The sequence below is a fragment of the Streptomyces sp. HSG2 genome (genome assembly GCF_016598575.1).
Lineage (GTDB): Bacteria > Actinomycetota > Actinomycetes > Streptomycetales > Streptomycetaceae > Streptomyces.
In genome coordinates, this window is sequence record NZ_CP066801.1 from 5,114,995 (window position 1) to 5,137,793 (window position 22,799).

The window sequence follows — 22,799 nt, forward strand, 5'->3', positions numbered from 1 at the left end:
TAGGGGCGGCTCGCCGCGCTCGACGAGAGGGTCAAGCCGGTCGATTCGGTTCGGGGGACGTGACGCGGAGGCCGTGCCCGTCGAGGAAGTCCAGCCAGCGGGCGGCCTCGACGGCGTCCGGTGCGGCGCGGTGCAGCCCGGACGGCAGCGCGCCGTCCAGGACGCGCCGCACCCCGTACGCCAGCGGCAGCGACACACAGCGGGCCATCGCGCTCTCCGACGCGTCTCCCGTGACGTCCAAGAGCCCCGAACCCTCGCTCACCACCGCCCCACCCACGTCCCGCAGGGTCAACGCGACCGTCAGCACCACCCGGTCACGGTCGCCCTCGGTGGTCGGATGGCGGCCGGCGAGCTCGGCCGCCAGCGCTCTGATCCGCTCCTCGTCGCCGGTGCGCACCGTCGCGAAGACCTCCCGCCAGGCGGCCCTCCAGCCCTCGTTGCGCAGCGTGCCGCGGACGAAGGAGGAAACCCGCCAGCCCGCGGGAAACCCGTACTGCGCGACGAACGGGAGACTGTCCCGGTTGGGATAGACCTCGAAGCGTTCCCCGTCGAGCACCAGCGGACGCACCGCCTCCCAAGGACGCGCGGCCGTGCGGGACACGCCGTCCTCGATGTAGCGGGCCGGCGTGCCGAGCGCGGCGAGGACTCCGTAGGGCGCCCAGCTGAAGCGGTAGCGGAAGTCGTTCGGGACCGCCGGCAGCCCCCCGCAGTACGACGTGAACGTCGCGGTGAGCCCGGGCCCGTCCCCGACGGCGGCGCGCGCCTCCTCCACCAGCCGGTGGGCCATCAGGTGGTCGACTCCGGGATCCAGTCCGGCCTCCGTGAGGACCACGAGTCCCTCTTCCTTCGCGCGCGCGGCCTCCTCGACCAGCTCCGCCGAGGCGTAGCTCGTGCAGGCGAAGTGCGCGCGGCGGGCGAGCGCCAGTCGCAGCAGCGCGGGATGTTCGGTGGCCGGCAGCATGGAAACGACCACGTCCCCGGGGGCCACCGCGGACTCCGGCACCCCCTCGTCCAGCGCGCGGACCTCGGCCCGGTCCTCCAGCCCGAGGGCCGCCAGCCGCCGGCGTCCGCGTGCCACGGCGCGGTCCCACACGACCACCCGCGCGGCGCGGTCGCAGACGGCCCGGAGCCCGGTCCCGCCCGTGGAGAGGCCGGTGCCCACCCAGTGCACGGTACCGCCGGCGCTCCTCGGTTCAGCACGCATGGGTGTCCTTCCGCGGGGTCCGTCGGGGTGTCGTGGTCGATCGGGCCGCCCGGACGAAGGCCCGCAGGCAGCGGACCCAGGCGCCGTCGCCCCCACCCAGCCGCGACAGCGGCGGGGCCAGGTCCGCCGAGAACGCCCGGGATGCCTCGTCGGGCACCAGCGAGGGCAGGTTGTCCACGGCGATCAGGTCCAGGGGGCGCTCGCCCTCGCGCAGTCGGCGCACCGGTCGCGCCCAGTCGGTGACGGTGTCGTAGACGGGGAGCACGTTGCACTCCGAGCCGACGTCGCACGTCACGTCCGAGACCAGGGAGAGCCGACGGTCCGGCGCGTCCAGGTCGGCGGGGCGCAGGAGCGGGTCGACGGGTCGGGTGACGAGCACGGTGTTGACGAGGACGTCGTGGCCGAGCAGCGCGGCGCGGTCCAGGTCGCGGGTCTCCTCGACGTCCCAGCGCGTCGGGGTGATCCCCGCTGTCTCCAGCGCGTCGCAGGCCCCGCGTCCGCTGCGGCCCAGGGCCCCGACGACGAGGGCGCGTTCGCCTTCCGGCTCGGTGGCCGCGAGAGCCGCGTCCCACCGGGCGCGGTCCAGCGGCACGAGCGGGACGTCCAGTGCCCCGCGCCGGCGCAGCACGGCGAGAGCGGCGCCCAGGTATCCGGCCCAGTAGCCGAAGGCGGCGAGTCGACGACCCGACGGGTCCGTCAGGTACTCCAGATCCAGCAGGGCGCCGCCGCCCGCGACGAACCTGCCGAGCAGTGCGGCGGCACCCTCCTGCCCCTTGTAGGCGTGGCCGAAGAAGATGTGGCGGTGTCGCAGCGCGTGCGGCGACTCGGGCAGTTCCTTCAGGCCCAGGACGTAGGTGTCGGCGGGGGAGCGGGCCCAGGCGCCCGCCGGCGCGGTGGCGCAGCCGACGCGTTCGTAGGCGTCGAGGGGGAAGGCCCGTCGCGGGGATTCCTCGACGGTGACCGCCACTCCGTCGCGGACCAGGCGGGCGGCGTCCTCGGGTACCAGCGGTGCCCGACGCTCGGTGGCCCTGGTCTCGTGACGCATCCAGAGGTGGGGGCGCTCGGTCACCGGTGCACCTCCCCGGCGAGCCGTCCGGCGGCGAGTTCGGCGCGACGGAAGTCGAGGGAGTCCGCGACGGCGAGCCGGAGCACGTCGGTGGAGCCCTCGTAGACGCGCAGCGAGCGGATCTGCCGGTAGAGCCGCTCGGGGAGGTTGTCGCGCACCACACCGGCCGCCCCGAACAATTGGACGGCTGCGTCGACGGTCTCCTGGGCCGCCTCCGTGGCGTGCACTTTGGCGATGTCGGAGTACCGGGGGTAGCCGCGGTTGCCTCGGTCGCATTCCCAGGCCGCCCTGGCCGTCAGCAGTGCCGAGGCGTCGATGCGCACCGCCATGTCGGCCAGCGACGCCTTCACCAACTGGAGGTCGAAGAGGGTTCCGCCGTAGGCACGGCGGTTCCTGGTGTGCGCGAGAGCGGTGTCGGCGGCGCGCCGGGCGAAACCGAGCGCGGCGGCGGCGACCGTCATCCTGAAGCGTGCGAGCAGGTCCATGGCGACGACGTAACCCCGGCCGGGGCCTCCGAGCACCGACGCGCGTGGCAGTCGACAGCTCTCCAGCACCAGATGGCCGAACGAACGCGGGGCGATGGCCTCCAGTGGCTCCACCCGCAGGCCCGGGGTGTCGGCGGGCACCAGGAACGCCGTCAGGCCGAGGGGCCCCGGCCCCTCGCCGGTCCGGGCGACGACGACGAAGAGGTCGGCGACGGTGGCGTGGGCGATCCACGCCTTGGCGCCGTCCAGGACGTAGTCGCCGCCGTCCGGGCGAGCGCTCAGCGCGACCGCGGCCATCTCCGAACCGGCCCCCCGTTCCGATACCGCGAACGCCCCGATCAGCAAGCCCTTGGCCATGGCAGGCAGGTAGCGCCGTCGTTGCTCCGCGTCGCCGAAGCGGATCAGTGGTGTCGCCGAGAGGGACTGGATGGAGTACGCGAAGTCCGCCAGGTCCTCGGTGTAGGCGAGCGCCTCCCGGCCCAGGCAGAGGGCGCGCAGGTCGGTGGGGACGTCCGGGGCGCCGGCGTCGGGGTCGAGCCCGGCGAGCCAGCCGTCCGTGCCGAGCAGTTCCACCAGCCGCCTTCCGGCGTCGTGCGGGGGAGTGCGACGCGTGGTCTCCCAGAGGTGCCGGTACTCCTCGCACCAGGTGCCGAACCGATGGGCGAAACGTCGGTGTTCGTCGTCGTAGAGAGGAAGGGACAGCAGGTCGGGGTCGAACATCGTGGTCGTGTCCACTGCGGTGACTCCGTGCGGATTCCGGTCGGACGGGACGGGGTGGACTCCATTGCGGACGGGGCGTCAAGGTTCCATCGCCGCACGGGCGATGGCGTCGGCGTCCTCCAGGATCACCGAGCCGACGCCGGGCCGGATGCCCGCGGCGGTGGCCCAGTGCACGTACTCGGTGGGCACCCCGTAGGCGAACCGTCGCGGGTGCCCGACGCCCGCGGCGTCCACCACGCGGTAGGGACGCGCGGTGACGTCCAGGCCGCCGCTCTCATAGCCGCGTCCGCCGTCGGCGTCGGGGATCCGGTACGGCCGACACTGTCCGGTGGCGAGCAGGTGACGGAGCAGCGGGTTCGTGCTGCGGCGCAGGTCCGGCTCGGCTATGCGGGCGTCGACGAGGGTCGTCGCCGTGACGGGGGGCCCGGCGACCTCGGTGGAGTCGACGAGGAACCCGCCGCCGCCCGGAACCGGCGCGACCCGGGCGCCCGGGCCGACCACCCGCAGGATCCCGCTCTCCACGAGGGCGATCATCTCCTCCACGCGGGACAGGGGCGGGCCGATGGACAGGTAGGCGTTGAGCGGGGTGAACCAGCCCACCACCTCGTCGCGGTAGGACGTGCCGGTGATCCCGGCGTGGTCGATGGCGAGCCGGACCTCGTTGCGCAGGTCACGAAGGACGTCCAAGGCCGCCTTGACCGGATCGTCCACGTTTCCGGCGCGGGCGTGCCGCACATCCGCGCGCAGGTGGGCCAGGAGCCATCGGTGGAAGTCCTCCCGGCCGGAGAAGACTCGCTCGCCCCAGGGGCGTTCCACCGCGCTCCAGTCCCACTCGTCCGCCCGCGACAGGCCGTGCCGGCGCGCGACCTCGCGGCGTTCGGGAGCGGGTGCGGCCCGGTACTCGACCAGGAATCGGTCGGCCGAGGCGCGCCCGGCCCGCAGGGCGAGCAGGGCGTGGTGGTGGACCGCGCGCACCTCCGCGTCCAGCAGTGGCCACACGTCCCGCCGGAAGGTGGCACCCGGCGTGGCCCTGACGCGGCGGATCGCCTCCGGTGTCAGGAACAGCGGCTCGTGCCGGCCCGACGGTCCCTTCTGGTTCTCCCCTCGGGCATGGTAGGGGACGCCGCGCCGGGAACCGGCGTACATCACCGGCTCCTGGCCGGAGGGAAGGTACCGCAGGCCCTCGGGGGAGGGGACGAACTTCCCCCCTCGTCCCTCGGTGAGGAGGGAGAGGACGTCGAAGAAGGCGAGCCCCAGGCCGCGGACCGCCACGACCTCGCCGGGCCGCACCGCGTCCAGGTCCGCGTCCGCGGGGTTGCCCGGCGGCAGATAGCGCACCCCGCTCGCTCTCGCGCAGGCGGCCAACGACGTCTCCTCGTCGGTCGGTTCGTTGGCTCCGTGCCCGAGGGCCAGGACCACGGTGTCCAGTCCTTCGATGCGGGAGCCGTCGTCCAGGGTGAGGCGTTGGCGGCCGTCCGGCCCGTCGTCCAGCGCGACCGCGGTTCGCCGGTGGACGACGTGGCCCAGCCCGGCGGGGGCGTCGTCGATCAGGCGTCGGAAGACCCACTCCAGGTAGTGGCCGTACTGGGCCCGGGTGGGGTAGTCGTCCGGGCCGAGCCGCTCCGCGGCGCTCCACGGGCCGTCCGGACGACGGTGCAGCCACTCGTGCAGGCTCGGGCCCGGCCGGATCGGGCCGGAGCAGCGGACACTGTCGTCGGTGAACTGGCTGACCTGCGAGGTCACCGTGTTCATGAGCAGGTGGGGCGGCTGCTCCGTACGCCATGTGCGGCCGGGCCCCGGCGGATACGGGTCGACCACGTGGACCAGCAGCGGGCGCCCGTCCGTGTGACGGGCGCTCAACCGCTCGATGACGGCGAGCCCTCGCGGCCCCGCCCCCACCACGCACACCGCCCTGGTCGGCTGCGGCAAGGTCACGTCTCCTCCATACGGCGCGCCCGCGCGGGGGTGGGCGTCGGCCACGGTCGAGGTGGTCTGTCACTTGGCCGCGGCGCGGCGTTCGGCCTCCTTCGTGAATTCTCCGAGTGTCATGCCCGTGAGTTTTTCCATCTCCTCGTCGGAGAATTCGACGCCGAAGGTGTCCAGCTGCATGACCAGCTCGGCCAGGGAAAGGGACTCCAATTCGAGACCCCCCTCGCCGAGCGGGGTGTCTTCGCTTGCCGAATCCACCTCGAAGTTCATGTCGCGAAGGGCGCCGACGACGACATCACGCAGTTCAGCAGGCATGTCTGTACCTCCAGTCGAGTGGTTGGCAGTCAGGTGTCGCCTCCCCGGGAAATGTCGATTGTGGGGAGGTGCAAAGAGAGGAAAGGAGGGGGCGGCCGGAATTCGCCCGATGCGAGTGGCGGCCCCAAGAGTGCGCCGCTTTCATTGCATCGTACGGGGGGGGTGGATGGCAAGAGGGAAGGGTGATTTTCTTGATTTCGGTGCGGAGGGTTCTAGAATCCCCTGCCGGGCCTGAAATCCACCTCGATGTCGGTGAGAGGGTAGGCCACACAGGAGTGGGCGTGGCCGGATTCGCGGTCCGCCATGCGCACGCGTGCCTCCTCCGCGTGGAAGACCTCGCCGGAGCAGACCTTGACCCGGCAGTCCCCGCACTCGCCGGACCGGCAGGAGGCCTCCGGGGGCATACCGTTCTCCTCCAGCGCGTAGAGCAACTCCCGGCCGCGGGGCATGCGGAAGGACCCCCTCCCCCGTACGTCGACGGTGACCTCCTGCTCGGGGTCCAATCCGGCCGGCCAGCCGGGCGCCTTCGGCGGCGGAAGGGCCACGTAGTTGGCCTCCTTGCGAACGCGTCGACCGGGTAGCCCCAGGGAGCGCAACTGGGCTGTCAGATAGGGGTACTTGTAGGCGGGCCCGCACAGATAGACCATCCGCCCGTCGAGCGGACCGACCAGTTCCCCGATCAGCGCGGCGTCCAGCGGCTTGACCGCCCCCGCCCAACCCGGCTCGTTCTCGGCGAGCACGTGGTGCACCACGATGCTGGGGTGGTCACGCTCGATGGCGTCCAGTTCGTCCTTGAAGATGATGTCGTCCGACCGCCGGGACCCGTAGAGCAAGGTCATGCGCCGCGGCAGGCGCGACTCCACGATCTCCCGGATCATGCTCATCGCGGGCGCCACCCCGGAGCCGCCCGCCAGGAACAGCACGTCGTCCCCGTGGAACAGCGGGTCGTGGGTGAAGGTGCCCATCGGACCACCACTGGTGAAGCGGTCGCCGACGGCCACCCGGTCGAGGAGATGGCCGCTGACCAGCCCGCCCGGCAGTCGGCGCACCGTGAGGTCGTAGTGGTCGAGCCGGTTCGGACTGGAGGAGATGGAGAACGCCCGGTTCGTCTCCACCCCGTCGACGGCGACGTCCAGGCTGATGTACTGACCGGCCCGGAACGGAGGCAGGCTCCCGCCGTCGGACGCCCGCAGGCGCAGAGTTCTCGTCGTCGGGGTCTCCTCGACGATCTCGGACAGGGTGAGGTCGAGGCCGCGGGGGTGCAGCGGCTCCACCTCGGCACGCGCCTCCGCGGGGTGCTCCGGTTGTCGCTCCGCCTGCTCTCGGAGGCGTCTGACGACGTCGTCCACACCGTCGAGCAGACGGGCCAGGGGATTGACCGCCGGGGTGTAGGGCGGTTCTCCCATGTCCTGCTCCGCGTCGTCGAAGGTCACTGCCCCGCCTCCAGTAGTCGCCGGCACCGCCGGGCGGCGGTCACGAGGTTCGAGTTGTATCCGCCCGCCGTCGTCCAGTTGCTGGTCAGCAGCAGCCCCGGTACGTTCTGCCGCAGGTCTTCGTCGTGGAAGAGCCAGCTGTCGGTGATGTCCTGGTCGAATCCGTAGATCGCCCCGCCCGGCTGGTCGGTGTACCGCTTGAAGGTCAGCGGGGTGGCGCACTCCGCCTCCTCGATCACGTCCCGGATGCCTGGTACCAACGACTCGACCAGGTCGAGCTGCGACCGTGCGTAGGCGTCCTTGGCTCTCGCGTACTCCTCCGGTGCCAGCGACTCCCACGGCTCGGAGTACTGGATCGACGACAGCACCACCTGCGAACCGCCACGTGGCGAGAACCCGGTGGGTCGGACGTCGTAGCAGGTGACGATCATGAAGGGACAGGGCTCCTCCAACGAGTGGGCTCCCCGCAGGATCGCCCGCTCGTCCAGGCCCGCCGAGAGGAACGTGGTGGAGGCGGTGAAGCCCAGCTCTCCCGGCGAGGCGTCCAACCCGAGGAACAGGCAGGTCGCGGACGAGCCCAGCCGTCGCGACCGCAGGTCCCGCAATGTCCGCGCGGGCACCACGTCCGGGTCGTCCAGCAGCCGCGTGTAGGTCGTCGGCGAAGGCGCGTTGGAGACCACCAGCCCCGCGCCGACCGTTTCGCCGTCGCCCAGCCGCACCCCCACCGCGGCGCCGTCGCGCGTGACGATCCGGTCGACGACCGTGTTGAGCCACAGCTCCCCGCCGGCCTCCTCGAACGACTCCACCAGCGCCGAGGAGAGAGCCTGACTTCCCCCGACCACCTGGTACGGCTTGGTCTCCACATACAGCGCGAGCAGCCGGGCCATGTCCACGAAGGCGATCCGGTGCGGAAGTTGACCGTTGTAGCTCCAGTACGAGGACAGCACGATCTTCAGCCGCTCGTCGGTGAAGAACTCGTCGAGCACCTCCCGAAACGTGCGCAGGGCGTGGCGCCGCACATCCGGCAGCGTGCGCAGCCACTGCAGCTGTTCCTCCATCCGGTCCAGGCTCACCCGGGCCGTCAGCTGCCACAGCCCCGTCTCCCTGACGATCCGGAGGAACCGCTCGATCGCCCGCCGGTTGCCGGGAGCGATCCCGTCCAGGACGTCCGCCATCGCCTTCCAGTCGTGCGGCAGGACGACGTCCACCTCGCCCGGCACGACAGTCCGGCACAGGTCGCCGTCCTCCAGCCACTCCAGCCGACGGGTCACGTCAAGATCGTCCAGCACGGCCTTGAGCGGTTCGTGTCCGCCCATGCCGCCCAACTGGTGCAGCGACACCTCGAACTCGAAGCGGCCCCGAACGAACGAGGTGGCCGCCCCGCCGGGCACGCTGTGTCGCTCAACCAACAAGGTTCGCTTGCCGCCGCGTTGCAGAGTCGTGGCGGCGGCCAGCCCGCCCAACCCGCTGCCGACGACGATCACGTCGTAGTCCACGTCCAAGTCCTCCTCTCCGATGACCGGGCGGGAGACGCCGCCCCCCGCCCGGTCGGTCGGGACGTCGTCTACTCGGCCGCGGCCAACGCCCGAGCCCGCTCGCGCAGCACGCGCTTGAGCACCTTGCCGGTGATACCCACCGGAATCTCGTCCTCGCCGACGACCACCGCCCCCCGCACCGGCGGCAAGCCGTGCCGGGTCAGCGCCGCGTTCACCCACTCCGTCCGGTCCTCCGGTGCCGCGGCCCCCTCCATGAGGTTCAGCAACATGTACGTCTCCGCGACACCCTCGTTCTCCCAGCCGAACCGCACGCCCTCCTCGGCCACCCCGACCACCGTGCAGTCCCGGATCCGGGGATGCTCGCCGAGCAACAACTCCTCGGTGTAGGCGCTGTACACCATGCCCTCGGCGGTGCGGATGGCGTCGGTGGTGCGATCCAGGTGGTAGAAGTTGTTGCCGCCGTCCCGGTACACCAGGTCGCCCGTGAGGAAGTAGCCACCCAGCCACTGCCGGTGCCAACGCACGTTGTCGTTCCAGAAACCCGGCGTCAACGACCGGGAGCGCACCCCGAGCCGCCCCACCCTGCCCGGCGGCAACACCGACCCGTCCTCCGCCAGGACCGCCGCCTCCGCGAACCGCATCGGACGCCCGATACAGCGACCCATGCTCGGCGCACCCGGCCGGTGGACGTAGTCGAACAGGACGTAGCCCATCTCGGTCGAACCGAAGATGTCCAGGAAGATCGCCCCCGGCTCCGTCCTCGGCTTCAGGTCGCGGCCCGTCACAGGATGCCGCCCCTTCTCCAACAGGCGCTTGATGTGCACCACGTGGGCGGCGTCGCCTGAGGCGTAGAATCCCTCGACACAGGACAGGTCCCGGTCGTCCAGATCCTCCCCCGCCATCTCCATGAAGGTGTGTGTGAAGCCGAACACGATGGTCGGACGGAACCTCTCGATCCCGTCCAGCACGGCCTTCCCGCTGGGATCGGTGTAATGGATCACCGGTGCCCCGAGCACCAGCCCCAACAACGTGTTCGACATCGCCGACACGTGATGGCCGGGCAACGCCAACAGCCGAGCCCGGGTGCTGCAGTCGAGTCCGTCCGACAACCGGCTCAACGCCCCATGGAACAAGGTCTCGTGGGTGTGGAAGGCCGACTTCGGGATGCCCGTCGTCCCCGAGGAGTGCGAGATCAGAACGGGATCGTTCGGCGCGTGCCGGAAGGGGTACCCCTCCGGCAGGTACTCCCGGTCCCCGGGCACGATCTCGTCCTGGACCGCCACGAAGGCCGGTGGCTCGTCGTCCTCCAGGTGGGCCCGAAGGTCCTGATACCACGGCTCGCGGGTCACGATGCCCACCACCCGCTGCCGGCGGATGTACTCGCGTCGCGTCTCCTCCGGCATGTTCGCGTTCACCAACGAGGCGATGGCACCGATGCCGGTCAGCGCCATCAGATGCAACGCGAAGTCGGTGATGGAGGTGGTCACGACGGCGACAGCGTCCTTGGCCCGTACCCCCCGGCGCCGATAGTGGCCCGCGTACGTGGCCACCACCTCCCGCAACTCCCCGAGGGTGAGCACCTCGGGATGGTCGCCGGAGGGCGCCCGCCAGGTACCGTCCAACCACAGCACCCGCTCGTCGTCGGCCCGCCCGTACAGCGGCAGACGGTGCAGCACGTTGCCCGCGCCCAGGGCCCGGTCGTCGAGGATCCTCCGGCGCAGCTCCTCACTGATCATCATGTGTGGTCTCCAGTCCTTCCGAGGGGTCGAGAGGGGAGGTCGCCGAGCCCGCACGAGCTGTGGCACGGTCGACCAGGCGTCCGGCGGCGCCCAGATAGCGCTCCGGATCGAGAAGTTCGTCGAGCGAGTCGAGGCACGCGGACCGTCCGTCGACGAGTCCCGCCTCCTTGAGGGCATCCCGCAGCGCCTCCGCCGCGGGCACCCCCTTCTCCGTGGCCCGCACCGCGCGGGCCACGGCATCCTTGGCCCGCTGCCGGCCCAACTCGGGCATCAGCGCGACGGAAAGACGCTCCGACACCGGGCCGCTCCCGGTCAGCGCCAGATTGGCGCGGGCCCGCGCGGCCGACACGGTCAGGCCCTCGGCCAGCTCCGCCGCGGTGTGCCCGGCGCCGCCCGCCAACCGCAGACACTCCCGCAAGGGCTGCCACTCGGCATGCCAGGCACCCGAGGACCGCTCGTCCTCGGCCACCATCGACTGGCCCAACACCAAGGCGTACACCGGAAGCTGCCGAGCGGCCGTCACCACCAGGGTGCTCAGCACCGGGTTGCGCTTCTGCGGCATCGCCGACGACTGGCCACGACCCACCGCCGCCGGCTCGGCCACCTCGCCGATCTCGGTCCGGGCCAGCACCAGCACGTCCGCCGCGAACTTGCCGAGCGCGCCGCCCACGAAACCCAGCACGGCGGCGAGATCCACCACGGGGGTACGCACCGCGTGCCAGGGCCCCATCGGACGCGCCAGTCCCAGCTCGTCCGCGACCAGGTCCGCGAGTCGCAGCTCGGGGTGGTCACCCGGCACGCCGGCGGCGACCAGATGGTCGTGGTAGCCGGCCAGGGTCCCGGCCGCGCCGCCCATCGAGACCGGGAGCCCGGCCCTCACCAGGGCGTCCACCCGGTCGTGGGCGTCGCAGACCAGGGTCAGCCAACCGGCCGCCCGGGCGCCGAAGGTGGTCGGCACGGCATGCTGCGTCAGCGTGCGGGCGACCGCGAGGGTGGAGCGGTGCTCACCCGCCAGCCGGGCGAGGGCGAGGCGGATGCGCGCGAGGTCGTCGCGGAGCAGGACCAGCGTCCGCGTCGCGATCAGCATCGCGGCCGAGTCCAGCACGTCCTGGCTGGTGGACCCGGCGTGCACGTGGCGAGCCGCCTCCGCGTCCCGCTCGGCCACCCTCTCGGTGAGCCGCCTGACGAAGTGGACGACCGGGTTGGCGGCCTCCCTGCCGACACGGGCCAGCTCGACCGGGTCCAGGCCCGGGTCCGCCCACACCGCGCGGAGCGCCTCCGCCGTCGACCCCGGTACCGCCCCCATCCGGGCCTGGGCCGCGGCCAGGGCTGCCTCGAACTCGGTCATCGCCGCCAGCCATGCCTCATCCGAGGTGATCGCCTCCACCGGGGTCCCGGCCCATACCGGCGACAACAGACCCGAGTCGGTCCCGGCGCCGGTGCCCGACCCGCGTCGCGCGGAGGGGGGCCGGGACCGTGGCTTCGGGGCGCGTGACATCGCTGCTCCTTTCGCGGGCGGGGCGCCGGGGCCGCCGGCAGTCGAAGTGCGGGACTCTCCTGGTGGGGCGTTCACCGGTCCGTTCCTCGAACGGCGACCGGGGGCGGTGACGTCGCTCGCGGGCCCGACGCGCGTGGGCGGCACAGGTCGGGCGGTCGCTGCCAGAGCCTCAGTCGCAGAGGGGAGCGGCCCGTCGCACGGTCCGCGCCTGCGTGATCCCCGGCCGGCCGGCCCCCGCTCGGCGCGTCGCCGTCGCCGACTCGGCGGCCGGGAGAGCGAGCGAGAGCGCCCGCGTCACTACGACCCGTCACCACGGCGGCCATCACCTCGACCCCCTCCCTCGGCGCCGACACCCGGTCGGTGCCGCCGGACCAGGCGAACGCGCCGGTGTCCCGGACGCCCGCCAGGACGCAGCGCGTCGAGCCCGGCGGCCGGCCCAGCCGAACATGCCGGGCGCCGCGCGCCAGCCCCAGCCCCGTCGCCTTCACCGACGCCTCCAACAGCGTCCAGGCGGAGAAGAACGCCTCCGGATCCCCCAGGTCGCCCAGCGCGTCCACGCTCGGGTAGCAGGTGCCCAGCACCCTCGCCGGCGACCCGACCCGCCTGATCACCTCCACGTCCACCCCGATCCGCGGGACGGGCCCCACCGCCACCAGCAACACGTCGGCCGTTCGGGACCAGCTCGCCGAGTGGTCCGGATGGTCCGGCAGCGTCGGCCCACCGCCCGGGTCGACGGCGATCCGCACGTCCCGGGGCCGCCGGCCGAGCGCACTCCCCAGCACCCGACGCACCGCGGAGCGGCCCCGCACGTAGGAGACGGACGCGGGAGCGCGCGCGAAACGCGCTGCCCGCCGAGTCTCCTCGGGTGACAGGTCGGCGCGACAACGGGCGTCGTCCCAGCGGTACCCCGCCGTGTCGTCCAGTGAGATCAGCCAGCCCTCCACGTCGGCGGTCACCCTCGCACCGCCCCGCCGGTCCTCGCCGAACCGGACCGGGCGTTCCCCGTGAAGGAGAACACCCGGGCCTCCTGGTCCGGACGGGACCCGAGCAGCCGGAGTTCACCCTCGCGCGGACGCATCGCCACCACGGCGACGGTCCGCTCGCGTCGGATGTCCCCGTCGTCCGGCACGAAGACGGGGGGCGTCGTCAACACCGCCAAGTGGTCGTCGACCGGGGCGTCGTCGGGTAGTGCCCTCAGCCTGACCGAGCAGGCGTCCCACCTTCGCAGGGAGCCGTTCTTGGCGAACACGTTCAACTCGTCGTAGGGAACGAAGTCCGGGTGTAGGAAATGATTGGCGTGGACGAGAGCGGGGCCGCGCACGACCCGCTTGTCGCCGTCCATCGCCTCCACCCAGGCGGCGTGTCGCTCGTCGCACAGGGTCAGCGACCGGGAGCTCGCCAGGCGAAGTCCGTGGAGAAGCTCCAGCGCCTCCTCCACCGACGCGGCGTTGTCCAGCACATGACGTACCGCCAGATAGGGTGGCACCCCGGGCTCCCAGGCTCCTCCCAACACCAGGTTGATACCGACGGCCAGTCCGTCGCTGTTCATGCCGAGGTAGCCGAGGAGCCCGCCGAAGCTGAGTGTCATCACCCGGCGCGGCGACCCCGTGCGACGGATGGACAGTACCGCCGTCTGATCGTCGAGGTCGCCGTTGAGATCGACGGTCTGGGCCAGCGTGGCCCGGCCGCCGGGGGAGACCCGGGCGTAGGTGGTGCAGTCGCCCGACGGACGTCGGGTGCCCCGGTAGCCCAGCAGCTCGCGGCGGAGCTGGAGCAGGAGAGCCTCGTCCGCGTCGAGACCGGCGCCGTCGGCGAGCCCCCGGATCTCCTCGGCGAGTTCGGGCACCCCGGCTTCGATCTCCACGCGGAAGGCCGCCAGGGTCTCCCTCAGGGCCTTCCCGGACACCGGGGCGTCCAGGAGTCGGTCCAGTCGGGCCGTTCCGTCGTCCAGGAAGGCGCGGAGTCCCTCGGCCCGCGCGGCACCGTGTTGACGTCCCAACTCATAGGCATCACCGTGCAGTTCGATGAAGGGAGCGGGTGTGTCGGAGTTCATCGGGGCACCTCCCTCGTCGGCGGACGCGGTCGTCGCGCTCTTGCTCGCCCCCGTCGTCGCGCCTGTCACGACGCCCTCCGGAGCAGTACCCCGTGGCGTGCCCCGGGGACGCTGGACGCGAGCAGGTAGAGCCCCCCCGCCACAGCCTCCCCCGAGGCCGACAGATCGGCGAGGTTGATCACCGGATCGGCGGCGAAGCAGTGTCCTAGCCGCTCCACGTCGCCGAGCCGCACCTGATGGGCCGCGAAACCGGCCTGGCGTTCCTTCATCAGCACCAGGGGGCGGACCAGATTCGCCGGAAGAACCGCGGTGATCTTTTCTCGGGGGATCCCGGCGACCACCTCCAACTCCTCGTTGACCGCCACGGCGAGACGCGCGTCGATCCGGTCTCCGGACCGGATCGCGGCGTGGTCCTGGGCCGCCGCCGAGGCCAGCAACGCGAAGGCGTCGGCCCCGCGCTCCTCCGCCCCGACCAGGCAGCTCGCCGCCCCATCGCTGAACAGGGCGAACTTCTCCAGCCGCAAAGACTCGTCGGCGATCCGGTCCGCCGTCACCACCAGCACCCACCGGTGACCACCGCCGGCGACCAGGGAGCGCGCCAAGTGCAGAGCGGCCAGCAGGTTGTTGCACCGGTTCAACGTCATCCCGCAGGCGAACGACGTCCGGGTCAGACCCAGGCCGTCGAGGACCGCGCCCAGATAGCCGGCGTGATCGTCGACGAAGTCCGGGAAGGCGCTGGTGCAGACGATCAACGCGTCCACCTCGTCGCGGGACACCCCCGCGGCGTCGAGCGTCTCGTTGCCGCTGGCCACCGCCAACTCCGCCGGGGCCCGTCCGGTGCGGTGGAAGCTGCCCCAACCCCAGGTCGCCGGGGCCACCGGGATCGCGAAGCGCGCGGCGCGTGCCTCCAGGTCCCGTACCGCCGTGTACGGTTCCTCGGTCTCGCCCAGGACGTAGCGGGGCGCGTGGAGGAAGACCGGTGCAGTGCCCATCCTTCCCTCTCTTCCGTCTCGTCCGTCGTTCCGTGCCGGACACGTCGGTCCGTGGCCGACTGTCGGGGGGCGCACCGCCGTTCAGGCGCGGGCGCCCGCGGGCCGCGGAGGCCGGACGATCGCGCGTGCCTCGCCGAGAACCCGGGTTCCGGCGACCGTGACGGTGAGGTCGACGCGGACCAGACCGTCGTCGAGTACGGCGCCGACCGTGCCCCGCACCTCCACGGGGACGCCCGCGGGAGTGTCCGGCACGACCACCGGCCGGGTGAACCGGGTGCGGTAATCGACGACCGCGCCCGGATCGCCCGCCCAGTCGGTGAGGGTGCGCGCGGCGATGGCCATGGTGAGCATCCCGTGGGCGATCACGCCCGGGAGACCGGCCTCGCCGGCCACTCGGGGGCTCCAGTGCACGGGGTTGAAGTCCTCGGAGGCACCGGCGTACCGGACGAGATCGCCCCGGGTCACGTCGACGGTCCTCGACGGGAGTTCGGTGCCGACCGACACCCGCTCAACGTCGTGCGCCATTCAGGCCACCTCCTTCCGCGGCGGGGAGGGATACGAAGGTCATGTGCAGGGTGACGACGTGCTCGCCACCGTCGTCGGCGTCGCCGGCGGCGTCCCCGACATCCGTGACATCGGCGCGGAGCGTGAGCACGTCCTTGCCCCGCAGGTGCTTCGCGCCGGTGATGCTCAGCCGGGTGGTCAGCCTGTCGCCGGCGCGCACGGGGCGCGCGTACACGAATCGCTGGTCGCCGTGGATGAGATAGGTCGGGTCGAAGCCGATCTCCTCGTACGCGAAGACCTCGCCCATCGCCCGAGCCACCACGGCGAACGCCAGGGTCGGCGGGGCGGGCACCGAGGGGTGCCCCAGGTCACGGGCCGCGGTCGGGTCGGTGTAGACGGTGGCGGGGTCGCCCACCGCCTCGGCGAAACGTCGGATCAGGCCCGCTTCCACGGGGTAGGGCCGGGAGGGCGGGTACGACCTGCCCACGCAGCCGGGGTTCAACGCCATGTCGCTGTCGCTCCATCGGGTGACGGGGATCGGGGATTCGGGTGGCGGAAGGGCCGGCGACGCTCAGTCGTCCCAGTGCTCCAGCACCCTGCGGCGCACGTCCTCGGGGTAGGCCTGGTCGAAGGAGCTGTGCCGCAACCGGCCCTCCCCCCAGGCGGGCAGCAGGCCGTCGTGGACGACGCTGGGGCCGCGCATCGCTTGGCGTTCCTGATCGGAGAAGCAGGCCATGAACGGCAGGACCACGCCGTCCCAGGACTGCCGACGATCCCGCGGGTGAAGCCGGGTGGCCAGCGCCCACAACAGGTCCGCCTCGTCGGACGGGTCCACGTCGTCGTCCAGTACGAAGGTCACCGGCATCATGGCGCTGGGCCCGCCGCCGGCGTGGATGACCTCGCCGATCCTGCGGGTGAACTCCTCGGAGTCCACCCCGGGAAGAGCCGAGCGCCAGTCGTCGGGGACGGTGACCACCGTCCAGTGCATCGCGGCCGGGAACGGCATCCACACCGTGGTCACCGGCAGGCCGGCCCGCCGCAGCCCGTGCAGGACCTGCGCCGCCCGACCGGTGCCGGTGACCGTGTGGTACTCGTCGGCCGGCCGGCCCTCCGGGACTATCGGCCAGATCGGGTCGGAACGGTAGGTGATCGCCTCGACCGTGTAGACCGGCTGCAGGGAGGAGTGAGTGGAGGCGTATCCCGCGTACTCCCCGAAGGGGCCCTCCACACTGTCCCGGCCCATCGACAGGTGGCCCTCGACGACCACCTCGGCGTGCGCCGGCACCTCCAGATCGACGGTCTCGCAGGGGACCACGTCCACCGGCGCCCCCTGGAGCGCGCCGATGTACCCGGCCTCGTCCACACCGCGCGGCAGCGGGATGCCGCCCACGAAGGGAATGGTCGGGGCACCTCCCTGCACCAGCGCGTACGGCATCGGCTCGCCACGCTCGGCCCACGCCTGCCAGACCAGCCCGAGATGCTGGGGCGGCACGACGAGCCCCGTCATCCGCCTGCCGTCGAGCATCATGATCCGCGAGATCGACCAGTTGACCCACTCCCCGTCCGGCGTACGGGCGACGATCACCCCCCATGTGTTCAGGTAGCGTCCGCCGTCCTTCTCGTGGATCCGCGGAATCGCGAAACGGTCCAGTGTCGCCTTCTCTCCGAGCAACACGTTCTCCTTGCAGGGCGCCGACTCCCTGGGAACCCTCCGGGGCGGTACCGGGGCGGCGTTCCGGGTGCGGACCAGGTGGTCGACGATCTCGGCCGCCCCGGTCTCCGGCGGCAGGCCCACCGAGAGCGCCAGCCGCGCCAGTCGCATGTCGGGCCGGGAGCCGACACCGACAGGTGCGCCGAACATCCGCATCCCGATCTCGTCCTCGGCGATCCTGGTGAAGAACGGGGCGGCGGAGCGGATCTCGTACGAACGGCGGGTGATCGCGGCGGCCTCCAGGTCGGCGCTCACGGGCCTGGTGACCCTCCGCAGGTCACCGAGCGCCTCCAGCGCGTCGATGTAGTCACGCAGGTCGGTGAAGCGCCTCACGCGCGTCGCCCTCCTCGGTCACGGTCGTGGAACGTGTGTCGTGCCGGCCGGGGGCCGGAATCGGGGCGCGACCCGGACGCCGCCCGGGTCGCGCCCCTGGGCGAATCCGTCGCGGACGCGCGCCCCGCGGAACGCGCGTACCGCCTCTCGCCCCTTGGTCAGGACTTCAGGCACGCGCGGAAGCGACAGACGTCGTCCCCCTCGCGCATGCACCCCACCACCTCGTCGGACGCCCGGACGCCGATGCCCTCGAACCAGCCCGCGCGGAGGTCCGCACAGGGGCACCGGTATCCGTCCAGCGAGCGACTGGCCTTGAGCATCCGCAGCGCGAAGTGCTCGCTGACGACGGTCTCCCAGCCGTCGTCGTCGAAGGCGGTGGAGTCCAACCGGACCATCTCCCGGGTGAACATCAGCCGTGCCAGCGCCTCCAGAGCCCCGGCGACCTCGCGCGGGCCGGGGTCGTCGCCCACCGGGTGCCGCCGGGTGTGAACGGCCGCGATCCGCCGGGCCACGAACCGCATCACCTCGGCGTTCAGCTCGTTGGCCGCCTCCTGCCCGAAGCGGTTCTTCACCGCCTGATACCAGCGCGCGTCGTGCAGCCACCAGCCTTGACGCAGGAGGGCGATCTCCTCGTCCGCCGGGACCTCCCCCCGTTCGCGTCCGGTCACGACGGGGCTCCGGTGAGAAGCAGAGCCTCGGCCCGGTCCACCAGGTCCTCACGGGTGGCGAGCTCCACGAGGACGAGCAGGACGTCCCGGGCGTCGCCATCCTCGATCAACAGACCGGCCAGGTCCCGTCCGTCCTCCAGGGAGTCGCCGGCCGGACTGACGCAGACGACCGCTCCTCCAAGGTTCCAGCGGGCCGACACCACCCCGAGCACGGCGCTGGGGACCGACTGGTAGAAGAGCAGTGGCGATGCCTTGGTGCCCCGGTCGACGGAGTCCACCACGGCCGCCTCGGTCGCCATGTCGCCAAGTCGGGAGACCATCACCACGGCGGTCCCCTCGGCCCTGTCGTCAGGGACCGGTGGCCGCTCGTGCCATGCGGCCAGGCACCGGTCCGCGACATGCGCGATGATCGGAGCGAACGGGGACGCGGTGAAGCCCGGCAGGCTCGGCGGCCGGTCGTCGTCGGCCGCGGACCACGTGGCCCGTGCCAGTACCGTCAGCGGTTCGGACCGGTCAGGCGTCGGGTCGGCTGTCGTCCTCACGCGGCGCTCACCACCAGAGCGGTGTTCGCGCCCCCGAAGGCGGCGTTGAGACTGAGCACGTGGCGCGCCTCCACCGGTCGCGGGGTGTCGAGGACGAGGTCGAGGCGGCAGTCCGGGTCGGGGCCCAGCCAACCGGAGTTGACGGGCAGCGAACCGAGTTCCAGGGCCAGCAGACAGATCACGAACTCCACCATTCCGGCCGCCTGGAGAGCGTGCCCGTGCATCGACTTGGTGGAACTGACCGGAACGCTCTCGGCGTGCTCCCCGAGCGCGCGGTGCAGCGCGGCGGTCTCGGCGGAGTCGTTGGACGGCGTGCCGGTCCCGTGCGCGTTGACGTAGTCCAGCGCCCGCGGGGGCAGACCGGCCCGGTCCAGGGCCCGGGCGATGGCACGCGCCATTCCGATGCCCCGCGGGTGCGGCCGGCACACGTGGTGGGCGTCGCCCGCCATGCCCCAGCCCGTCAGCAGGCCCAACGGACGTCTCCCCGGTCGGAGCGCGGCGGCCTCCAACACGACCACTCCCGCGCCGTCGCCCAGCAACAGGCCTCGCCGGCCCGAGCTGAACGGCCGCAGTCGGCCGTCGTCCGCCATCGCCTTGCCCGCGTCGAAGGTGGTGAAGGACTCCGCGTCGACCAGGTGCCCGGCCGCCACCACGACCCGGTCGTGTCGGCCCGAGGCGATCGAGGACGCCGCTTCGGCGAGGGCGTTGCCGGCCGCAACGCAGGCGTTGATGTAGGTGCGTCCGGCCCCGCCAAGTCCCAGCTCGCGCGAGAGCGCCGTGGCGGTGCCGCTGATCGGTCGCGACTCCTGTTCCGCGCGTGGCAGTCGGGAGATCGCCGGATCGGCGTGCCGGGCCATGACCAGCGGCGCCTCCGCGCGTTCCGCCGCGGAGAGACCGGCCTGGGTCAGGGCCTCCTCGGCGAGCGCGAGCAGTTCGTCGTCGAGGTTCGTGGCGGGGTCGCACTGGGCGGCGACGCCGACCCGGTACCTGCCGGTGTCGAAGCGGGTGACGGGCACGAAGGCGGGTTCGCCCGACCAGACGCCTTCGCGCAGTGCCTCGACACCCCGGCCGTAGCCGGTCGTCACCGCGGCTCCTGCGACGGCGACCGCCCTGCCGGTCCGGTCCGGTTTCCACTCGTGGTTCACCTGAGGCCTCCGCTTGGCTGCGTCGAGGTCGGCCGAGGGGACGGGAAAGCCGTCCAAGACCGTGGTCGCCCGTGAATCGGCGGGTGACGATCGGGTTCTCTTTCCGCGCGATGCGCGCACTCCGCGGCCCGGGTCGCACCGGGTCGGCGAGACCGGGCGGTTCTCGTCGCCGCGGCGTAGGTTCCCGCCTTCTTCCGTTCGTCGAGAGTGCCGGGCACTCAGTGCCCCATTCCCATGCCGCCGTCGACGGGCAGGACGGCTCCGGTGACGTACGAGGCCTCCTCGGACGCCAGGAACCTGACCGCCGCGGCCACTTCCTCGGGTGTCGCCATCCGCCCCAGAGGGATCCGGTCGACGATTCCCTCGCGCCGCGCGTCGTCGAGCGCGGTGCTCATCGCGGTGTCCGTCAATCCCGGCGCGACGACGTTCACCGTCACCCCGCGCGGCGCGAACTCCCGGGCGAGCGAGCGCGCCATGCCGATGAGCCCGGCTTTGGAGGAGCCGTAGTTGACCTGCCCCGCCACCCCGCTGAGCGCGGCGGTCGAGGAGACGATCACCACTCGCCCGGACCGAGCCCTCATCAGGTGTCTCGCGGCCCGTCTCACCACCCGGTAGGTGCCGGTGAGATTGGTGTCGACGACCGAGGTGAAGTCCTGCTCGGACATCCGGATCAGCAGTTTGTCCCTGGTGATGCCCGCGTTGGCCACGAGTACCTCCACCGGCCCTTGCTCCGCCTCCACCTTGGCGAACGCCTCGTCCACTGAGGTCGCGTCCAGGACATCGCACGGCACGGCGGTCATGCCGCTCGGCGGCTCGCCCGAGCGGTAGGTGACGGCCACTCGGTCGCCGTCGGCGCCGAGACGCCGGGCGACGGCGAGACCGATTCCGCGATTCCCGCCGGTTACCAGGACAGAACGGCTCATGCGTAATCTCCAGCCTGATGTTCGTGAGAAGTTCAGGGCGCTTCTCCCGCCCGGAGTCCGGCGGGACACGTCTCTCCACCCCGGTGGCCTGATCCGATCGCACCGGGCGTCAACGGGATGCCCGCCCCGTGCACGATGAAGTATCGTCACCAGTCGCGCCGGAATTCCATGGGGCACCGCGTGCCTCGGGTGTGCCTGGGGGTAGGGCACACCCGGAGCACATCCGCGAGGCGGGTCCGGTCGGTCGGGGGGTCCGTGCGGCCGGGCGCTGCGGAGACCCGGTCGCCCGTCGTCGGATGGCGAGGCCGCCGGATGTCGGACGACCGGACGGATGGCCGTCGGCCGGTCGATGGGGGCCGACGACCCGGACGGGTCGGACGATGTCAGTCGGCCGCTGCGAGCAGGGCCTCCACCTCGGGAAGGTGCGCGTACGTCCGTAGCGCGAGGCGGACCTGGGTCGAGGCCGCCGGGCGGACGCCGCCGAGGAGTGCCGTGGCCTCGGCGACGGACGCGGCGCTGCCGGCCGCGTCACCGAGTGCCACCTGGGCCTCGGCCGCCCGGAGCAAGTACAGCGACCGCGCCGACGGCGGCAGTGTCAGCGGGGGCTCGTGATCGGAGAGCACGGGGTCGAAGCACTTGATCGCCTGATCCGGCCGCCCCGACTCCAGGAGGGACACGCCGTCCAGGAGTTGAAGCCAGCGGTCCCCGCGGAGAGGGAGGATCGTCGACGGTTCCTGGGCGGGAGCGCTGACGAAGGCGTTGCGCGCGGCGCGGATCGCGCGTCGTCGCCCGACGTCGTCACCGCGCTGGGCGTACACCCTGGCGATCTGAGCGTGTATCAGGGACGGCAGCGCGGGATCCCCGACCCGGACCCCGGAGCGACGCAGGACCGTGCGCGCGGACTGGAGCAGCTCGGTCGCCTCCCCGTGCAGCCTCAGGTCCAGGTACTGGGCGGCGTGCAAGGTCATGATCGCCGCCGCGATCTCCGCGTCGCCCGCGGCTGTCGCGCAGCGCAGTCCCGCCACGTAGTACCGCTGAGCACCGACGTGTTCGCCTTGAAGTCTGGCGATGAAGCCGCACAGCGAGAGGCTCTCGGCCGCCAGTGTGAGCAGACCTTGGCCCGCCCCCGAGGGGACACGGGCGAGGGAGGGCGGTCCGGAGGCGAAGTGGTCTGCCAGATAGCGCAGTTCGTGCTCGCTCGCCGGGACGAGCCACCCGGCGGTGAACTGTCCGGCGAAGGAGTTGAGCGTGCGCAACCGGGTGCACGCCTGGAGCACCGAACCCGGTTCGGCGTCGATGCTCCCCGGCTCTCGGTCGCTCGTGGCGTGGCGTGGCGCCGCGCCCCCGGAGGCCCAGTCCAGGGCCTCGGTCATGGCGTCCACCCAGTTCTCCGCGAGCGACATCGCGGCCCAGCCGGTCGCCATCAGGTACCCCTGCCGAGTCTGCCTTCGGGCGGCGACCGCGTCGAGAATCGCCTCCGGCACGGCGGCCGGGGTCCAGGGGAACTCCAGTTGACGGGCGTCCCCGTGGGCCAGGTGGAGCCACTCCGGCCAGGCCAGTCTGTCGACGTCCTCCTCGGGGACGCCGTGGACGTGGGCGATGGCGAGCTGGGCCGTCCGTTCCGGGACGGCTCGTCCGGACTCCCAGCGGGAGACCTTCTCGCGGCGTGCGGCCATGTGGCCGAAACCCAGTCGGTCGTGTGTCGTGGCGATCAGGCGGGCGTACTCCCCATGGGTGTAGCCGGCCTTCGCCCGGAGAGCCGCGAGTGGGTGGCGGTGGCGTGTCGTGGTTGCCGTGCTTCGAGCTTCCTGGTGCATCGGGATGCTGTGCTCCTCAGTGACACGTTCGCTTGGGGCGGTTGCGCGTGTCCGGGGGCGGAGGGGGATCCGCACCGCCGGAGGGTCGAAGAAGCGGTGTCGAAGTGGCGCATGTGCGTCAGGAGCGGACCGGTCCGCCACTCCGAACCGAGAGGGGTGGTGGGACTCGGGGAGGCGGGAGTCGGGACGGCTCGACCGCCGTCATCCGGTGCTCAACGGGGTGTGG

The 22,799-nt window shown here is 72.2% G+C and carries 20 protein-coding genes; all 20 read right to left on the reverse strand.

Going from position 1 to position 22,799, the window contains the following annotated elements:
* Positions 1 to 31: 31 nt before the first annotated feature.
* The 20 genes from JEK78_RS22280 to JEK78_RS22375 all read right to left on the reverse strand — a co-directional run bounded on the left by JEK78_RS22280 (position 32) and on the right by JEK78_RS22375 (position 22,573).
* Positions 32 to 1,204, reverse strand: coding sequence for a saccharopine dehydrogenase C-terminal domain-containing protein (locus JEK78_RS22280; protein ID WP_200261957.1), 1,173 nt, complete (start codon positions 1,202 to 1,204; stop codon positions 32 to 34).
* Entirely contained in the window at positions 1,194 to 2,273 is a 1,080-nt protein-coding gene (locus tag JEK78_RS22285) for a saccharopine dehydrogenase (RefSeq protein ID WP_200261958.1), read from the reverse strand. The genes JEK78_RS22280 and JEK78_RS22285 overlap by 11 nt, the downstream gene beginning before the upstream one ends.
* On the reverse strand, positions 2,270 to 3,490 hold the full coding sequence (locus JEK78_RS22290; RefSeq protein WP_242483182.1) for an acyl-CoA dehydrogenase family protein: 1,221 nt from the start codon (positions 3,488 to 3,490) through the stop codon (positions 2,270 to 2,272). The genes JEK78_RS22285 and JEK78_RS22290 overlap by 4 nt, the downstream gene beginning before the upstream one ends.
* Positions 3,491 to 3,553: 63 nt before the next feature.
* Complete coding sequence (locus JEK78_RS22295) at positions 3,554 to 5,410, reverse strand: FAD/NAD(P)-binding protein (protein ID WP_242483183.1); 1,857 nt, start codon at positions 5,408 to 5,410, stop codon at positions 3,554 to 3,556.
* Positions 5,411 to 5,470: 60 nt separating this feature from the next.
* Complete coding sequence (locus tag JEK78_RS22300; protein ID WP_200261959.1) at positions 5,471 to 5,719, reverse strand: acyl carrier protein; 249 nt, start codon at positions 5,717 to 5,719, stop codon at positions 5,471 to 5,473.
* 212 nt (positions 5,720 to 5,931) lie between these two features.
* Positions 5,932 to 7,152 carry an FAD-binding oxidoreductase gene (locus JEK78_RS22305; RefSeq protein ID WP_242483184.1) on the reverse strand — a complete coding sequence of 407 codons (1,221 nt, stop codon included), beginning with the start codon at positions 7,150 to 7,152 and terminating at the stop codon, positions 5,932 to 5,934.
* Positions 7,149 to 8,648, reverse strand: coding sequence for an NAD(P)/FAD-dependent oxidoreductase (locus JEK78_RS22310; RefSeq protein WP_242483185.1), 1,500 nt, complete (start codon positions 8,646 to 8,648; stop codon positions 7,149 to 7,151). Before JEK78_RS22310 ends, JEK78_RS22305 begins: the two co-directional genes overlap by 4 nt.
* Before the next feature lie 68 nt (positions 8,649 to 8,716).
* Positions 8,717 to 10,387: an AMP-binding protein gene (locus tag JEK78_RS22315; protein ID WP_200261961.1), complete on the reverse strand. Its 1,671-nt coding sequence runs from the start codon at positions 10,385 to 10,387 to the stop codon at positions 8,717 to 8,719.
* Entirely contained in the window at positions 10,374 to 11,885 is a 1,512-nt protein-coding gene (locus JEK78_RS22320; RefSeq protein WP_200261962.1) for a lyase family protein, read from the reverse strand. Before JEK78_RS22320 ends, JEK78_RS22315 begins: the two co-directional genes overlap by 14 nt.
* A gap of 71 nt (positions 11,886 to 11,956) precedes the next feature.
* The gene (locus tag JEK78_RS22325; RefSeq protein ID WP_200261963.1) at positions 11,957 to 12,841 is read right to left on the reverse strand and encodes a 4'-phosphopantetheinyl transferase superfamily protein; all 885 of its coding nucleotides are present in this window, start codon (positions 12,839 to 12,841) and stop codon (positions 11,957 to 11,959) included.
* The gene (locus JEK78_RS22330) at positions 12,838 to 13,938 is read right to left on the reverse strand and encodes a C45 family peptidase (RefSeq protein WP_200261964.1); all 1,101 of its coding nucleotides are present in this window, start codon (positions 13,936 to 13,938) and stop codon (positions 12,838 to 12,840) included. Before JEK78_RS22330 ends, JEK78_RS22325 begins: the two co-directional genes overlap by 4 nt.
* Positions 13,939 to 14,003: 65 nt before the next feature.
* Positions 14,004 to 14,930 carry a 3-oxoacyl-ACP synthase gene (locus JEK78_RS22335; RefSeq protein ID WP_200261965.1) on the reverse strand — a complete coding sequence of 309 codons (927 nt, stop codon included), beginning with the start codon at positions 14,928 to 14,930 and terminating at the stop codon, positions 14,004 to 14,006.
* Between the two features lie 81 nt (positions 14,931 to 15,011).
* Entirely contained in the window at positions 15,012 to 15,455 is a 444-nt protein-coding gene (locus JEK78_RS22340) for a MaoC family dehydratase (RefSeq protein WP_200261966.1), read from the reverse strand.
* Positions 15,439 to 15,942 carry a MaoC family dehydratase N-terminal domain-containing protein gene (locus tag JEK78_RS22345; RefSeq protein WP_200261967.1) on the reverse strand — a complete coding sequence of 168 codons (504 nt, stop codon included), beginning with the start codon at positions 15,940 to 15,942 and terminating at the stop codon, positions 15,439 to 15,441. The genes JEK78_RS22340 and JEK78_RS22345 overlap by 17 nt, the downstream gene beginning before the upstream one ends.
* 63 nt (positions 15,943 to 16,005) lie before the next feature.
* Positions 16,006 to 17,478, reverse strand: a complete 1,473-nt coding sequence (locus JEK78_RS22350; RefSeq protein ID WP_200261968.1) for a UbiD family decarboxylase — start codon at positions 17,476 to 17,478, stop codon at positions 16,006 to 16,008.
* 158 nt (positions 17,479 to 17,636) lie between these two features.
* Entirely contained in the window at positions 17,637 to 18,146 is a 510-nt protein-coding gene (locus JEK78_RS22355) for a hypothetical protein (protein WP_200261969.1), read from the reverse strand.
* Positions 18,143 to 18,688: a beta-ketoacyl synthase chain length factor gene (locus tag JEK78_RS22360; protein WP_200261970.1), complete on the reverse strand. Its 546-nt coding sequence runs from the start codon at positions 18,686 to 18,688 to the stop codon at positions 18,143 to 18,145. The genes JEK78_RS22355 and JEK78_RS22360 overlap by 4 nt, the downstream gene beginning before the upstream one ends.
* Positions 18,685 to 19,833 carry a beta-ketoacyl synthase N-terminal-like domain-containing protein gene (locus JEK78_RS22365; protein ID WP_200261971.1) on the reverse strand — a complete coding sequence of 383 codons (1,149 nt, stop codon included), beginning with the start codon at positions 19,831 to 19,833 and terminating at the stop codon, positions 18,685 to 18,687. Before JEK78_RS22365 ends, JEK78_RS22360 begins: the two co-directional genes overlap by 4 nt.
* Positions 19,834 to 20,051: 218 nt before the next feature.
* On the reverse strand, positions 20,052 to 20,756 hold the full coding sequence (gene fabG, locus JEK78_RS22370; RefSeq protein ID WP_200261972.1) for a 3-oxoacyl-ACP reductase FabG: 705 nt from the start codon (positions 20,754 to 20,756) through the stop codon (positions 20,052 to 20,054).
* A gap of 383 nt (positions 20,757 to 21,139) precedes the next feature.
* Complete coding sequence (locus tag JEK78_RS22375; protein ID WP_200261973.1) at positions 21,140 to 22,573, reverse strand: helix-turn-helix domain-containing protein; 1,434 nt, start codon at positions 22,571 to 22,573, stop codon at positions 21,140 to 21,142.
* Positions 22,574 to 22,799 lie beyond the last annotated feature (226 nt).

Excerpts from the sequence above, each read along its gene's own strand:
- JEK78_RS22280 (WP_200261957.1), bottom strand. The coding sequence starts at position 1,204 with ATGCGTGCTGAACCGAGGAGCGCCGGCGGTACCGTGCACTGGGTGGGC.
- JEK78_RS22300 (WP_200261959.1), bottom strand. The coding sequence starts at position 5,719 with ATGCCTGCTGAACTGCGTGATGTCGTCGTCGGCGCCCTTCGCGACATG.
- JEK78_RS22315 (WP_200261961.1), bottom strand. The coding sequence starts at position 10,387 with ATGATGATCAGTGAGGAGCTGCGCCGGAGGATCCTCGACGACCGGGCC.
- JEK78_RS22320 (WP_200261962.1), bottom strand. The coding sequence starts at position 11,885 with ATGTCACGCGCCCCGAAGCCACGGTCCCGGCCCCCCTCCGCGCGACGC.
- JEK78_RS22330 (WP_200261964.1), bottom strand. The coding sequence starts at position 13,938 with ATGAACTCCGACACACCCGCTCCCTTCATCGAACTGCACGGTGATGCC.
- JEK78_RS22335 (WP_200261965.1), bottom strand. The coding sequence starts at position 14,930 with ATGGGCACTGCACCGGTCTTCCTCCACGCGCCCCGCTACGTCCTGGGC.
- JEK78_RS22340 (WP_200261966.1), bottom strand. The coding sequence starts at position 15,455 with ATGGCGCACGACGTTGAGCGGGTGTCGGTCGGCACCGAACTCCCGTCG.
- JEK78_RS22345 (WP_200261967.1), bottom strand. The coding sequence starts at position 15,942 with ATGGCGTTGAACCCCGGCTGCGTGGGCAGGTCGTACCCGCCCTCCCGG.
- fabG (WP_200261972.1), bottom strand. The coding sequence starts at position 20,756 with ATGAGCCGTTCTGTCCTGGTAACCGGCGGGAATCGCGGAATCGGTCTC.
- JEK78_RS22375 (WP_200261973.1), bottom strand. The coding sequence starts at position 22,573 with ATGCACCAGGAAGCTCGAAGCACGGCAACCACGACACGCCACCGCCAC.